13 protein-coding genes are annotated in these 13,332 nt (G+C 68.5%); 11 read left to right on the top strand and 2 right to left on the bottom strand.

What is annotated here, in order from left to right; all coding sequences use genetic code 11:
• Nucleotides 1–112 precede the first annotated feature (112 nt).
• Nucleotides 113–577, bottom strand: a complete 465-nt coding sequence (locus C380_RS14955; protein ID WP_043566638.1) for a Cd(II)/Pb(II)-responsive transcriptional regulator — start codon at nt 575–577, stop codon at nt 113–115.
• 73 nt (nt 578–650) lie between these two features.
• Between C380_RS14955 and C380_RS14960 the strand changes: the two genes are divergently transcribed.
• The 3 genes from C380_RS14960 to C380_RS14970 all read left to right on the top strand — a co-directional run bounded on the left by C380_RS14960 (nt 651) and on the right by C380_RS14970 (nt 3,021).
• On the top strand, nt 651–1,313 hold the full coding sequence (locus C380_RS14960; protein ID WP_015014695.1) for a cation transporter: 663 nt from the start codon (nt 651–653) through the stop codon (nt 1,311–1,313).
• A 3-nt stretch (nt 1,314–1,316) separates the two neighbouring features.
• Nucleotides 1,317–2,198, top strand: a complete 882-nt coding sequence (locus C380_RS25590; protein ID WP_015014696.1) for a DUF3703 domain-containing protein — start codon at nt 1,317–1,319, stop codon at nt 2,196–2,198.
• A 184-nt stretch (nt 2,199–2,382) separates the two neighbouring features.
• Nucleotides 2,383–3,021, top strand: a complete 639-nt coding sequence (locus C380_RS14970; RefSeq protein ID WP_015014697.1) for a YitT family protein — start codon at nt 2,383–2,385, stop codon at nt 3,019–3,021.
• A gap of 12 nt (nt 3,022–3,033) precedes the next feature.
• On the opposite strand, the gene C380_RS14975 is transcribed toward C380_RS14970, so the two are convergent.
• Nucleotides 3,034–6,558: an EAL domain-containing protein gene (locus tag C380_RS14975; protein WP_238544027.1), complete on the bottom strand. Its 3,525-nt coding sequence runs from the start codon at nt 6,556–6,558 to the stop codon at nt 3,034–3,036.
• A 267-nt stretch (nt 6,559–6,825) separates the two neighbouring features.
• On the opposite strand from C380_RS14975, the gene C380_RS14980 reads away from it, so the two are divergent.
• The 8 genes from C380_RS14980 (at nt 6,826) to C380_RS15015 (ending at nt 13,251) form a co-directional block, all read left to right on the top strand.
• Nucleotides 6,826–7,329, top strand: coding sequence for a hypothetical protein (locus C380_RS14980; protein ID WP_015014699.1), 504 nt, complete (start codon nt 6,826–6,828; stop codon nt 7,327–7,329).
• Between the two features lie 155 nt (nt 7,330–7,484).
• Complete coding sequence (locus tag C380_RS14985; protein WP_015014700.1) at nt 7,485–7,901, top strand: hypothetical protein; 417 nt, start codon at nt 7,485–7,487, stop codon at nt 7,899–7,901.
• Nucleotides 7,898–9,325 (top strand): TolC family protein, encoded by a 1,428-nt coding sequence (locus C380_RS14990; RefSeq protein ID WP_015014701.1) that lies wholly within the window; start codon nt 7,898–7,900, stop codon nt 9,323–9,325. Before C380_RS14985 ends, C380_RS14990 begins: the two co-directional genes overlap by 4 nt.
• Nucleotide 9,326: 1 nt before the next feature.
• Nucleotides 9,327–10,709, top strand: a complete 1,383-nt coding sequence (locus C380_RS14995) for a multicopper oxidase family protein (RefSeq protein ID WP_015014702.1) — start codon at nt 9,327–9,329, stop codon at nt 10,707–10,709.
• 14 nt (nt 10,710–10,723) lie between these two features.
• Nucleotides 10,724–11,230, top strand: a complete 507-nt coding sequence (locus C380_RS15000; RefSeq protein WP_043566642.1) for a plastocyanin/azurin family copper-binding protein — start codon at nt 10,724–10,726, stop codon at nt 11,228–11,230.
• Nucleotides 11,231–11,246: 16 nt separating this feature from the next.
• The gene (locus tag C380_RS15005) at nt 11,247–11,795 is read left to right on the top strand and encodes a DUF411 domain-containing protein (protein ID WP_015014704.1); all 549 of its coding nucleotides are present in this window, start codon (nt 11,247–11,249) and stop codon (nt 11,793–11,795) included.
• On the top strand, nt 11,792–12,163 hold the full coding sequence (locus C380_RS15010; protein ID WP_015014705.1) for a copper-binding protein: 372 nt from the start codon (nt 11,792–11,794) through the stop codon (nt 12,161–12,163). Before C380_RS15005 ends, C380_RS15010 begins: the two co-directional genes overlap by 4 nt.
• Nucleotides 12,164–12,240: 77 nt before the next feature.
• Nucleotides 12,241–13,251, top strand: a complete 1,011-nt coding sequence (locus C380_RS15015) for a P1 family peptidase (RefSeq protein ID WP_043565492.1) — start codon at nt 12,241–12,243, stop codon at nt 13,249–13,251.
• Nucleotides 13,252–13,332 lie beyond the last annotated feature (81 nt).

A 13,332-nucleotide genomic window follows, 5' to 3' on the forward strand; every position in this document is an offset into this window, starting at 1 on the left:
CTTCTGGAGATATTTGGGCCATTTTCGGGCAGTAGCGCTACAAACATATGCCCAAGCAGCTATCAATTAAATAGCAAATGGCACACACGCAGCCGCGCCGTACAACAACTGCTCACACATGGCGCTTGCCTTGGCTGGGAGGGGCGTTGACGCCCACGGGCTGCGCGTCAGCCCGCGCATGCAGCGCTTCGATGATGTGGCAGGTGGCGTCCGCGCCATCGCAACGGCTGCGCAGCGCCTGCAGGTCGGCCTCCAGCGCCTGCAGCTCGGCCAGGCGGGTGCGCACATGCACCAGGTGTGCATCCAGCGTGTCGCAGGCGGCATGGCAGTCGGTCTTGCTGTCCCAGTCCAGCGCCAGCAAGGTTCTGACCTCGTCCAGCGACATGTCCATGGCGCGGCACAGCCGGATAAACCGCAACTGGTGCACGTCGGCGCTGCTGTACAGGCGGTAGCTGTTGTCGCCGCGCGCACCGGGCGGCAGCAGCCCCTCTTTTTCGTAGTACCGGATGTTGGCGGCCGACACGCCGGACTGCTGGGCGGCCTCGCCAATCCGGAACTGTGCAGCGTGGGGTTCCATGGGCTTGACCTTCAAGTGACTTCAAGGTTTCCAATGATGCCATCGCTTTCCAAAACCGCCAGGAGAAAACACCATGTCCGCCCATTGCCATCACGACCACAGCGCCCCCGGCCACAGCCACGATGCCCCCGCCACCGCAGACCCGCGCTACCGCCGCATCCTGTGGATTGCGCTCGTCGTCAACGCCGCCATGTTTGTGGTGGAACTGGGCGCGGGCACCCACTCGGGCTCGGCGTCGCTGCTGGCCGACGCCATCGACTTTCTGGGCGATGCGGCCAACTATGGCCTGTCGCTGTGGGTGCTGGCCATGGCGCTGACCTGGCGCGCACGCGCCGCGCTGCTCAAGGGGGCCAGCATGCTGGCCTTTGGCGTGTTCGTGATCGGCCGGGTGGCGTGGGGGGTGTGGCAAGGGGTGCCGCCCGAGCCCTTCACCATGGGTGGCGTGGGCCTGCTGGCGCTGGCGGCCAACCTCGGTGTGGCCGCCCTGCTCTACGCATGGCGCGAGGGTGACGCCAACATGCGCGGCGTGTGGCTGTGCACGCGCAACGACGCGCTGGGCAACCTGGCCGTGATGGCCGCTGCGCTGGGAGTGCTGGGCACGGGCACGGCCTGGCCCGATCTGGTGGTGGCCGCCGTCATGGCGGGCCTGGCCATCAGCGGCGGCTGGAGCGTGATCCGCCACGCTCGGCAGGAGCTGGCCAGCACCGCAGGCGCCTCCGCAGCCCAAGGGCACTGAGCCGTGCGCGTACGCCTGTCCACCCCGCTCCATGCACCGCCCGAATGGGTGGCTGCGCAACTGCAAAGCACTGCCGTTTTTCGCCACATCACGGCGCCGCTGGTGCGGTTCACGCGCCCCGGCGGCGCGCCCTGGCCCAGCCACTGGTCTCCCGGGGATCTGCTGTTGCAGATGTGGCTGCTGGGGTTGCTGCCCCTGGGTTCGCAAACCGTGCGCATCTCCATCGAGCCCGCCGCGCAGGACGGCGCATGGCCCACGCTGCGCGACAACGGCGAGGGCACGCTGATGCGGCGCTGGGACCACCGCATCACGCTGCAACCCATGCTGGACGGCCGCACGCTCTATACCGACGACATCGACGTGGTCGCGCGCTACCTGCCCTGGCTGATGACGCCCCTGAGCGCGGCGTTTGCCCAGTTGTTCTACCGGCACCGACAGCGGCGCTGGCGCCAGCTGGCGGCGCGCCACGCGGCAGACCCCATAGCTGACCCCTTGCACACGCAGCGCGCGTTCGACCACCTGCTGGCAGCATTTGCGAGCGATGCCGGCGCACCGCCAGCCACCCGCTGGCGCTGGCTGGAGGCCGCGCATGTACTGGGGCAGACCACGCTGTCCCTGCATTGGCGGTCACACTCAGCCATGCTGCGCTACGCCCTGCAGTTGCGCGACCTGCGCGAGGCCGGTGGACAGGTGCTGCGGCTGGCCCTGGTGCCGCTGGGCCATGCGCTGGCGCGGCTGCCCATCGGCAACACGGGCCGGGCACGGGTGAGTGCCTTGGCGCCCATGGGGCCGCAGCCACACATCAAGCGGCTGATTGACGGGGCCATGGCCGCTGCGCGCCTGCAGCTCGTCCCATTTCTGCAAAAAACTGGCGATAGCGCTTGATCTATAAGCGCTACCAGCTATCAAATCAGGAGTAAACAACCACGAACAGTGCTGCCGCCGGGCACCCGGAATTTGACGCACGACAAGCCCGGCATGGGGCTTGCATGGTCCAATCCACTGCCTGTGCGCCGCCCTCTGCCCCGGGGGCTGCAGGCACAGCCTTCATTCCTTTTGCTTGTCGCCCATGCCCTCCCGCGCCCCTGCCGCCCCCGCAACCCCTGCCCCGCTGGTCGTGCCCCACAGCCTGACGGAAGACGCCGTGGCCATCTTCACCGGGGTGTTGCTCATCTCGGTGGGGGTGGCGTTTTTCACCAGCGCGGGGTTGCTTACAGGTGGCACGGCTGGGCTGGCGTTTTTGCTGCACTACGCCACGGGCATCGGCTTTGGCAAGATCTTCTTTGTGCTCAACCTGCCGTTTTACTGGCTGGCGCTGCTCAAGCTGGGCCGGACGTTCACGGTCAAGACCTTCATCGCGGTGCTGCTGTTGTCGCTGCTGACCGAACTGCAGTCGCAACTATTGCAGTTTGCGCAGCTGCAGCCGCTGTATGCGGCCATTGCGGGCGGGCTGATCACGGGAACGGGCTTCCTCGTGTTGTTCCGCCACCGCTGCAGCCTGGGCGGCGTGGGCATTGCCGCGCTGTACCTGCAGGACCGCTACGGCTGGCGCGCGGGCAAGGTGCAGATGGCTGTGGACTGCGTCATCGTGCTGCTGGCCCTGTGGACGGTGGAGCCCCTACGTGTGGCCTGGTCCATTGCGGGTGCCGTGGCGCTCAACCTGGTGCTGGCCATGAACCACCGGCCGGGCCGCTACATGGCGGTTTAGGGTGGTGTAGTACTACGACGACACCTGCCAGCCCAGCCCGCTGTGCAGCCGCTGCTCCAGCGCCTCGATGGGCACCGGGCGGCTGAACAGGTAGCCCTGCCACAGCGTGCAGCCGTGGCGCTCCAGAAACGCGCGCTGCGCCTCGGTCTCCACGCCCTCGGCAATCACGTCGATGCCCAGGCTCTGCGCCATGCCGATGATGGTCTGCACGATGAGCGCGTCGGTGTGCTGGATGCCGATGTTGCGCACAAAGCTCTGGTCGATCTTGAGCTGGTCCAGCGGCAGCCGCGTGAGGTACGACAGCGACGACTGGCCGGTGCCAAAGTCGTCCATCGAAAAGCGCAGGCCCAGCGCGCGCAGCGCGTTCATCTTGGCGATGGTGTCGTCCACGTTGTCCAGCGCCAGGCTCTCCGTCAGCTCCAGCTTCAGGCGGTCGGGCCGCGCCCCGGTCTGCCGCAGCACGGCTACCACCTGCTCCATGAAGTCGGCCTGGCGGAACTGGCGGGCGCTCACGTTCACCGCCAGTTGCAGGTGGGCCGTGGCCGGGTCGTCCTGCCAGCGGCGCAGCTGGGTGCAGGCAGTCTGCAGCACCCACAGGCCGATGGGCAGGATCAGCCCGGTCTCTTCGGCCAGCGGGATGAATTCGAACGGCGGCACCATGCCACGTGCCGGGTGGTTCCAGCGGATCAGCACCTCGGCCCCCACCACGTGCTTGCCGCAGCCCACCTGCACCTGGTAGTGCAGCGTGAACTGGCCCTGTTCCAGCGCCGTGCGCAGGTCGTTCTCCAGCGCCGCGCGGGCCGTTACGGCAGCCTGCATGCGGGGGTCAAAAAAGCGGATGCCGTTGCGCCCTGCGGTCTTGGCGGCATACATGGCCAGGTCGGCGTGCTTGACCACATCTTCCACCGTCTGCCCCTGGCCGCTGAACAGCACCGCCCCTACGCTGGTGGTGCTGTGCACATGGTGGGATGCGAGCTGGTAGGGCTGGTTGAGCGCGGCCAGAATCTTTTCGCCCACGGTCTGCGCCTGCTCGGCCGCATCGGTGGCAAGGGCGCCCAGGTCTTCCAGCAGCACCAGAAACTCGTCGCCGCCCAGCCGCGCCACAGTGTCGCCCTCTCGCACGCAGGCCGTGAGCCGCTGGGCCACCTGCTGCAGCAGCACGTCGCCCATGTCGTGGCCCAGGGTGTCGTTGAGGGTCTTGAAGTGGTCGAGGTCCAGGCACAGCAGCGCCCCTTGCAGGCCCGCGCGCGCACTGGTGGCAAACGCCTGTTGCAGGCGGTCCATCATCAGGCGGCGGTTGGGCAGGTGGGTGAGCGGGTCGTAGAACGCCAGGTGCTCGATCTCCCGCGCCGCCGCCGCGCGCTGTGTGATGTCGCTGAGGGTGGCCACGTAGTGCGTTAGCACCCCGTGCTGGTCCGTGACGGCGGTGATGGCCATGAAGTGCAAGTTCACCTCGCCGCTCTTGCAGCGGTTCCACAGCTCGCCCTTCCACTCGCCGGTGCTGGCCAGGCTGGCCCACATGGCATCAAAAAACACCTTGTCATGGTGGCCCGAGGCCAGCAGGCTGGTGCGGCGGCCCACCACCTCATCAGCGTTGTAGCCGGTGATGCGGCTGAACGCGCGGTTGGTGCGCAGGATGAGCGTGTCCGCGTCGGTGACGATCATGCCCTCTTGCGACTCGAACGCAATGGCGGCGATGCGCAGCTCGTTCTCGTCGCGCTTGCGGGCCGATATGTCCTTGCCCACGCCCCGGTAGCCGCAAAACACACCGTCGTCGTCAAACACGGGCGTGCCGCTGATGGACACCCAGTACGAGCAGCCCTGCTGGTCGCGGCGCTCGAACTCAAAGTCGCGGAACTCCTGGTGGCGCTCCAGCAGCGAGCGGTGCTCTTCCCACAGCGGATCGCTCATGCCCGGTGCGGCCAGCTCCCAGCGGGTCTTGCCCATGTGCAGCGCGGCCTCCTGCACCAGCCGGTCATCGGCCCGGCCCTCGACATGCGTGAGCCGAAACTGCGCGTCCTGCTCCCAGTACCAGTCGGACGACAGCGCCGTGAGGGTGCGAAAGCGCGCCTCGTTGTCCTCCAGCTTGCGGCGCACCCGGTAGGACTCGCTCACGTCGCTGAACACCAGCACCACGCCCACGATCTGCCCCTGTGCGTTGCGAATGGGGGCGGCGCTGTCGGCAATGTGGTACTCGGCGCCGTGCCGGGCCAGCAGCGTGGTGTGGTTGCTCAACGCCACCACCTGGCCCCGGTCCATCACCAGCTGCACCGGGTCTACCTGCGGCTCGCGGGTGCCGGTGTTGACGATGCGAAACACCTCGGGCAAGGGCTGCCCCGTGGCCTGCGCCAGGGGCCAGCCTGTCAGGCGCTCGGCCACCACGTTCATGCGGGTGATGCGGCCTTGCGCATCGGTGGCAATCACGCCATCGCCGATGGAAAGCAGCGTGATGGCCAGGTTTTCTTCGCTCTGGCGCAGTTCGGCCTCGGCTTTCTGTCGCGTCAGGGCCATGCGGTCAAACCGGCGGCCCAGCTCGGTCAGCTCCTGCAGGCCCGTGGCGGGCACGCGCGACACATAGCGTCCCTCGGCCAGCTCGTCCGTGGCGTGCAGCAGGCGCCGCAGGGGCCGCATCACGCCGCGCCGCACCCCCACCTGCGCCACGGCAAAGGACAGCACCATGCCACCCAGCAAGAACGCCATCTCGGTCCACATGCGGCGGTTGGCTGTGGCGTACAGGTTGTCCAGCGGCACGGCCAGGCTCATGGTGGCCACGGGCTTCCCGCCCGCCTCGATGAGTGGCTGGAACACCACCAGCTCAGGGGTGCCATCCGCGCGCGTGCGCTGGCGCTGGCCCTGCGGGGTCTGCAGCACCAGGGCGCGGAACTCGCCATCGGCAAACGGAGCCCCCAGCTCGCTGGCATCGGGCGGGTAGCGCGCCAACACACGGCCGTCGGGGTCGGACACGCGGGCCACCGCGCCGTCCGGCAGCCCCAGATCGGTGAGCCGCAGGCTCCACCACTCCAGCGACACCACCGCCACGGCAGCGGCCACCACGTCTTGCGTGCCCGGCGGAATCACTGGGTAGGCAAAGTTGACACTGGCCACCTGGGCAGCGCGGTCTACCTGGAAGCTGCCCACCGCAAAGTCCCGCCCCGAGATCGTCTGCTGAAAATACGGGCGGTTGGCCACATTGACAGGCGCCTTCAGCGGCCGCGCATTGCACAGCAGCTCGCCATCCGCCCGAGGCACGCCAATGTTGACGTAGGTGGTGTTGAGCGACAGCACTTCGGCCAGGTAGCGCCCGCACTGGGGGGCGGAGGGGTCGTGCACCCGCGGCATGGCGGCCAGCTGCTGCAGAAACTGGCGGGTGTTCTGAATCAGCCGTTGCTGGGTACCGGCCACCGACTGCAGGGTCTGCAGCGCGCGCTCTTCGGCGGCAGCGATCGCGTCTGTGCGGTGGGTCCGTGCCTGGTACACCACCAGCAGCACCGCCGGCAGCGTGGCCCACAGCACCAGCCAGCGAATCCGCGCGGACAAGGTGCTCCACATTCCAGCGACCCATGGGGGCATACCGACCTTTCTGTGCAAGAGAAAGACGCTTGGAAACACAGTGGCCGGGACCTGCGAAAAAATGGACAGGGGGGAACCGACGTGTTTCATCACATGGTACTGCCCATGTTCCAAAAAGGCATGCACGATTTGCGCGGGTTTGCCCTCACGGTCCTTGGCCGGTTGCCCCGGCGCGCCGGGCCAGAAAAGGGCGTGCCAGTGGAACCTTGGGCCGCCCCGCCGTATCATTGAAGCATGCGTCGCGGCTTTTTCTTCCTGCTGATGGTGGTGCTGGTCCTTCGGGGCCTGACAGGCACGGCCATGGCGGCGGGCATTGTGGCGCCGCTGCTGCCTGCAGGCCCGGCGCAGCACACTGCGGCGCATCAGCCCATGGCGGAAGGCATGGCCTACGACCACAGCCACCCCCACGATCATTCCGCAACCCTTGCCCAGGCCGAGGGCTTGGTACCCGCCGACACCCATGCACACCATGGCAGCCCGGCCGCCGAACCCGCCCTCGACCACAGTGCCAGCCATGCTGCAGCGTGCCAGGATCACGGCACGGGCTGTCCGGCTCACAGTAACCATGACCACCACAGCGCCAGTTGCTCGGCCTGCGAAATCTGCCATTCGGCCATGCTGGGCCTGCCCGCATCGCTGACCCCCACCCCCCTGCCCGCCGGAGCCCTGCTGCCCCTGGCCTCCGCGCAGTTTGACAGCGCCCCCGCAGCGCTGGCCATCAAACCACCCATCGCCTGATCTCCGACGCCCGAAGTGCGTCTGCCATTGCCTGACTGACCCCGAGACACGGGGCCCATCGGGCGGCAGCGCCGTGTTTTTCGTTCGTTGTCTGGAGATCGCCATGCGCGCCCCTGCTATTTTTCTCTCCTCGCCGTCGCCCGGGCCATCGGCCCATGCGACTGGCTTGTCTCGCCCTGTTGTCGCCCTTGCTGGCGCAAGCCCAGAGCCCATCTGCACCCGACGCTACCCGCGCCGATGCACCCACCGCCCCCCTGCCCTACACGGCCATGCCACCGCAGCCCCCGCTGGTGGACGCCCTGCCCACTCCCCAGGCCTGGCGCCAGGCACACGAGGCCGTGGGCGCGTTCCCGCGCGGCCATGCGGACATCGTGGCCTGGGAGGCGCAGCGCGGTTCCGCACCGCCCCCCGCGCCCGCATCCTCAGCAGCGGCCCCCATGCCACACCACCATCAGGGAATGCAACACGGCATGCCCCATGGAAAGCCGCTTGGCACAGCCCATGAGATGCACCACGGCAGCGCAGGGAGTGCCCACCCCGCCCACCACCCCGAACAGAAGGGCAAGCCATGATCAGCACCCACCGCCTTTCCGCGCTGGCTGCCGCCGCCCTGCTGGCGGGCTGCGCCAGCGTGTCGCCCGACGGCCTGCGCAGTGATGTCGCAGAGCTGACTGCAGGCCGTACCGCCGGTGTGGCGCAGGCGGCCTTGCCCGCGATGGAATCGAGCGCCCGCGCAAAGGCCCAGCAGTCCATCGACGGCTGGCTCGCCCGGCCCCTGACACAAGACGCCGCCGTGCGCATTGCCCTGCTCAACAACCCCGGCCTGCAAGCCCGGCTGGCCGCACTGGGCGTGGCCGATGCCGAGCGGGTGCAGGCCATCACCTTGCCCAACCCGCACCTGACCTTGGGGCGTTTCACCAACAGCCAGGAGCGTGAGATCGAACGCACCCTGGCCTTTGGCCTGATGGATCTGATCACCCTGCCCTGGCGCACCCAGCGCGAGGCCGAGCGCCTGCAGATCGCCACACTGCAAGCCGCGCAGGACGTGGTACAACTGGCCGCAGACACCCGCCGTGCCTGGCTACGCGCCGTAGCGGCCGAGCAGGTGGCCGCAACGCACGACCGCATGGTCGAAGCCGCCGAGGTAGGGGCCGAGCTGGCACGCCGCATGGCGCAGGTGGGCAACTGGAGCCGCCTGCAGCAGGCCCGCGAGCAAGCCGTGCTGCACGAGGCCAACAGCCAGCGCGCCCGCGCCCGGCTGGCGGCTGCCACCGCCCGCGAAGACCTGAACCGCCGCCTGGGCGTGTGGGGCGCGCAGGCGCAATACCAGCTGGCACCGCAACTGCCCCCTCTGCCCGCCACCGCCTTGCCCGCAGACGGCATCGAAGCCACCGCACTGCGCGAGCGGCTGGATGTGCAGGCCGCGCGCCGCCAGCTCGACACCCAGGCTACGCGCCAGGGCTGGAGCCGCGCTAGCGCCGTGTTTGGCGACATCGGACTGGCCTACAGCCGCAACACCGCAACCGAGCGCGCCACCGGCAGCAGCGACATCAAGCGCGGCTGGGAGATCGAACTGCCCCTGCCCCTGTTCGACTGGGGCGGCGCAGCCCGTACCCGCGCCCAGGCCGAGGTGGAGCAAAGCGCCGCCCAGCTGCAAGACACCGCCGTGCGCGCCCGCAGCGAGGTGCGTGCCGCCTGGCTCACCTACCGCACCGCCCTGGACCTGGCGCGCCAACAGCAGGCGGAGGTCGTGCCCCTGCGCCAGCTCATCAGCGACGAAACCACGCTGCGCTACAACGGCATGCTGGCCAGCGTGTGGGACATGCTGGCCGAAGCACGCAACAGCACGCAGGCCGTGGCCAACGCCATCGAAGCGCAGCGCGACTTCTGGCTGGCCGAGACCGACCTGCAATTGGCGCTGACGGGTACCTCGCCCGGTGCCCTGCAGGGCCTCACATCCGGCGCCGCAGCCTCCACCACCCCACAAGGCCATTGACATGAACCGCCGCAATTTCTTTTCTGGCGCCGCCACGGCCGTGGCTGCAGCCTCCGTCAGCCGCGTGGCCCTGGCCGCGCTGCCCGAGCCCGCAATGCAGTCCAGCGCAGACACCGCGCCGCCGCTGCACCCGCCCACGGGCCGGCCCTACAACCCCGTGGTCACCCTGAACGGCTGGACCGCCCCCTGGCGCATGAATGCGGGTGTCAAGGAGTTCCACCTGGTGGCCGAGCCCGTGGTGCGCGAAGTAGCGCCCGGCTTCATGGTCAACATGTGGGGCTACAACGGCCAGAGCCCCGGGCCGACCATCGAGGTGGTCGAAGGTGACCGCGTGCGCATCTTTGTCACCAACCGCCTGCCCGAGCACACCACCATCCACTGGCACGGCCAGCGCCTGCCCAATGGCATGGACGGCGTGGGTGGACTCACCCAGCCCGCCATCCAGCCGGGCAAGACCTTTGTGTATGAGTTTGTGGCGCGCCGCCCCGGCACCTTCATGTACCACCCGCATGCCGACGAGATGGTGCAGATGGCCATGGGCATGATGGGCCTGTGGATCACCCACCCCAAGGGCAGTCACCCGCAGATCGCCAAGGTCCAGCGCGACTACGCCTTTCTGCTCAACGCCTTCGACGTGGAGCCCGGCAGCATGACCCCCAAGGTCAACACCATGCTGGACCACAACATCTGGTGCTGGAACAGCCGGGTGTTCCCCGCCATCAGCCCGCTGGTGGCGCGGCAGGGCGACCGGGTGCGCGTACGCGTGGGCAACCTCACCATGACCAACCACCCCATCCATCTGCACGGGCACGAGTTTGAAGTGACCGGCACCGACGGCGGCCCTGTGCCCAAAAGCGCACGCTGGCCCGAGGTAACCACCGACGTGGCGGTGGGCCAGATGCGGCAGGTGGAGTTCATTGCCGACGAACCCGGCGACTGGGCCCTGCATTGCCACAAGAGCCACCACACCATGGGCGCCATGGGGCACGCCGTGCCCACCATGATCGGCGTGGACCATCGCGGACTGGTGGGCAAGATCCAGAAGATCGTGCCCGACTACATGGTGATGGGCGAGCGCGGCATGGCCGACATGGGTGCCATGGAGATGCCGCTGCCCGCCAACACCTTCCCGATGATGACCGGCACCGGCCCCTTTGGCCCGCTGGAAATGGGCGGCATGTTCACCACCCTCAAGGTGCGTGCCGACCAGCCCGCAGGCAGCTACGCCGACCCCGGCGACTACAGGCAGCCACGCGGCACCCAGGCCTTTGAATGGCAAGGCGCACCGGCCGCCACACCACGCCCTGCACGCACCGACACCCCAGGCACCGCCCCAGGCGCGGCCAATGCACGCAAGCCCGCTGCCAGCGGCCACCAACATTGATGCCAACGATCACCATGAACACTATTAAATTCATAGCTGCCTGGGCAATATGCACTAGCGCATTCGGCACTTTTGCTGCCTATGGGCATGAAAACATGCCCCACCGCACTTCCACAGCCCCCGTGGTCAAAGAGCAAAAAGACTGGGGCATTGCAGGCGATGCCCAGCAGGTGCGCCGCACGATCACCGTGCGCATGGGCGACGACATGCGGTTCAGCCCCCGCCACATCGAAGTGCGCGAGGGCGACACCGTGCGGCTGCGCGCACAGAACAAAGGCCAGGTGCTGCACGAGATCGTGATCGGCACCAAGGCGGAGCTGGACCAGCACGCCGAGATGATGAAAAAGCACCCGGGCATGGAACACGACGAGCCTTACATGGCCCATGTGGCGGCGGGCAAGGCCGGCGACATCGTGTGGCACTTCAACCGCGCAGGCAGCTTTGACTTTGCCTGCCTCATCCCCGGCCATTACCAGGCCGGCATGACCGGCACCATCACCGTGCTGCCCCGCCATCCATAACGCCAGGAGAAACACCATGACCCTACAACGCCCTCGGGCTGCATCCGCATCCATGACCGCGCTCCCCAGCCCTGCCCGCCGCCAATGGCTGGCCACCACTCTGCCTCTGCTGGGCGCGGGGTTGGCCGTCGCTTTGCTGCCGGTTGGGTCCCGCGCCGCCACCAACACGCCCACACCGCTGGAAGTGTGGAAAGACCCCAACTGCGGCTGCTGCCAGGACTGGGTGGACCACATGCAAGCCAACGGCTTTGCGGTGAAGGTGCATGCCACCGGCAACAACGCCGTGCGTGCCCGCCTGGGACTGCCGCCAAAACTGGGTTCGTGCCACACCGCGCTGGTGGGCGGCTACCTGGTGGAAGGCCACGTGCCCGCCAGCGATGTGCGCAAGCTGCTGCATCAAAAGCCCAAGGCCCTGGGCCTGGCCGTGCCGGGCATGCCCGTGGGATCGCCAGGCATGGACGGCGCCGTGTATGGCGACCGGCGCGACCCGTACGACGTGCTGCTGGTGGCCCACGACGGCAGCACGCGCATCTTCAACAGCTACAACAAAAAGGCATCCACATGACCCAGCACTTCTTCTCCATCCCGCTGGCTGCCGCCCTGCTCGTCCTGGTTGCAGGGCCCGCCCTGGCGCAGGCGCCCGCAGGGGCTGCCGCAGACAGCCACAGCAGCCACCACCCCGCCGCCACCGCACCGTCCGCGCCACCGGCGGATCTGAGCGAAGGCGAAATCACCCGCTGGGACCCGCGCACCCTGCGCCTGACCCTCAAACACGGCGAGATCAAGAACCTGGAGATGCCGCCCATGACCATGGTGTTCCGCGTGGCGGACGCCGGCGTGGTGGGCGACCTGAAACCCGGCGACAAGGTGCGCTTTCGGGCCGAACAGGTCAGCGGTGCCTACCACGTCCAACGGATCGAGAAAGCGCCCTGACGCGGCTCCACGTGCAGCGCCAGGGCCCTGATGCTGCGCAACTGTCGCCCGGCCCCAGGGCACCATAATCACCAGCCATGAGTTCTCCACACGCAATGGCTGGCGACGCTGGCAGCATCACCCGCGTGGCCGGCATCGAGGTCGGCCACTTCACCGAAACCCGCCGCCCCACGGGCTGCACCGTCATCATCACCCGCGAGGGCGCTGTGGCCGGGGTGGATGTGCGCGGTGCCGCACCCGGTACGCGCGAGACGGATTTGCTCCACCCCTCCAACCTGGTGGACAAGGTGCACGCCATCATGCTCGCAGGCGGCAGCGCCTGGGGGCTGGATGCCGCCACCGGCGCCGTGCGCTGGCTGGAAGAGCGCGGCGTGGGTTTCGACGTGGCCGTGGGCCGCCTGCCCATCGTGCCCGCCGCCGTGCTGTTCGACCTGCTGGTGGGCGACATGCGCGTGCGCCCCGATGCCGCGGCAGGCTACGCGGCGTGCGAGGCCGCCTCCACCGCAGACCCGGCCGAAGGTAACGTGGGCGCGGGCACCGGTGCGGCGCTGGGCAAGATCTTCGGCATTCAGCGTGCGATGAAGGGTGGCATCGGTACCGCCTCCGTCACCGTGGACGGCATCACGGTAGGTGCCCTCATCGCCTGCAATGCGCTGGGCGACGTGATCGACCCCGACACCGCGCAAGTGATTGCCGGGGCCCGCACCGACGACGGCCTGCGTTTGCGCGACACGCGCCGCGCCCTGCTGCGCGGCGACCCGCCCCAGCCCCTGCTGGCGGGCACCAACACCACCATCGGCGTGGTCGCCACCGACGCCGTGATCACCAAGGTGCAGGCCCACCGCCTGGCCGTGGCCGCGCACGACGGGCTGGCGCGCAGCATCAACCCCGTGCACACCATGTCCGACGGCGACACCCTCTTCAGCCTGGGCACGGGCCGCAGCGGCAAGAGCCTGGGCATGATGGTGCTGGCCACCATGGCAGCCGAGGCCACGGCCATCGCCACGGCGCGGGCAGCACGCGCTGCGCGCGCGATCACCACAGCCGAGGGGTTGTACCTGCCATCGGCGGCGGAACTGGGCCGATAAGCTATCCACCGCATGGGGGCGATGCGATAAGGTTCGCCGGACGCCTGCGCAGTCGCCCTGCCGCGAGCAACGCCCTGGGAG

The sequence above is a fragment of the Acidovorax sp. KKS102 genome (assembly GCF_000302535.1).
In the GTDB taxonomy this organism is placed as follows: domain Bacteria; phylum Pseudomonadota; class Gammaproteobacteria; order Burkholderiales; family Burkholderiaceae_C; genus Acidovorax.

Excerpts from the sequence above, each read along its gene's own strand:
- C380_RS14955 (WP_043566638.1), bottom strand. The coding sequence starts at position 577 with ATGGAACCCCACGCTGCACAGTTCCGGATTGGCGAGGCCGCCCAGCAG.
- C380_RS14960 (WP_015014695.1), top strand. The coding sequence starts at position 651 with ATGTCCGCCCATTGCCATCACGACCACAGCGCCCCCGGCCACAGCCAC.
- C380_RS14970 (WP_015014697.1), top strand. The coding sequence starts at position 2,383 with ATGCCCTCCCGCGCCCCTGCCGCCCCCGCAACCCCTGCCCCGCTGGTC.
- C380_RS14980 (WP_015014699.1), top strand. The coding sequence starts at position 6,826 with ATGCGTCGCGGCTTTTTCTTCCTGCTGATGGTGGTGCTGGTCCTTCGG.
- C380_RS14985 (WP_015014700.1), top strand. The coding sequence starts at position 7,485 with ATGCGACTGGCTTGTCTCGCCCTGTTGTCGCCCTTGCTGGCGCAAGCC.
- C380_RS14990 (WP_015014701.1), top strand. The coding sequence starts at position 7,898 with ATGATCAGCACCCACCGCCTTTCCGCGCTGGCTGCCGCCGCCCTGCTG.
- C380_RS14995 (WP_015014702.1), top strand. The coding sequence starts at position 9,327 with ATGAACCGCCGCAATTTCTTTTCTGGCGCCGCCACGGCCGTGGCTGCA.
- C380_RS15000 (WP_043566642.1), top strand. The coding sequence starts at position 10,724 with ATGAACACTATTAAATTCATAGCTGCCTGGGCAATATGCACTAGCGCA.
- C380_RS15005 (WP_015014704.1), top strand. The coding sequence starts at position 11,247 with ATGACCCTACAACGCCCTCGGGCTGCATCCGCATCCATGACCGCGCTC.
- C380_RS15010 (WP_015014705.1), top strand. The coding sequence starts at position 11,792 with ATGACCCAGCACTTCTTCTCCATCCCGCTGGCTGCCGCCCTGCTCGTC.
- C380_RS15015 (WP_043565492.1), top strand. The coding sequence starts at position 12,241 with ATGAGTTCTCCACACGCAATGGCTGGCGACGCTGGCAGCATCACCCGC.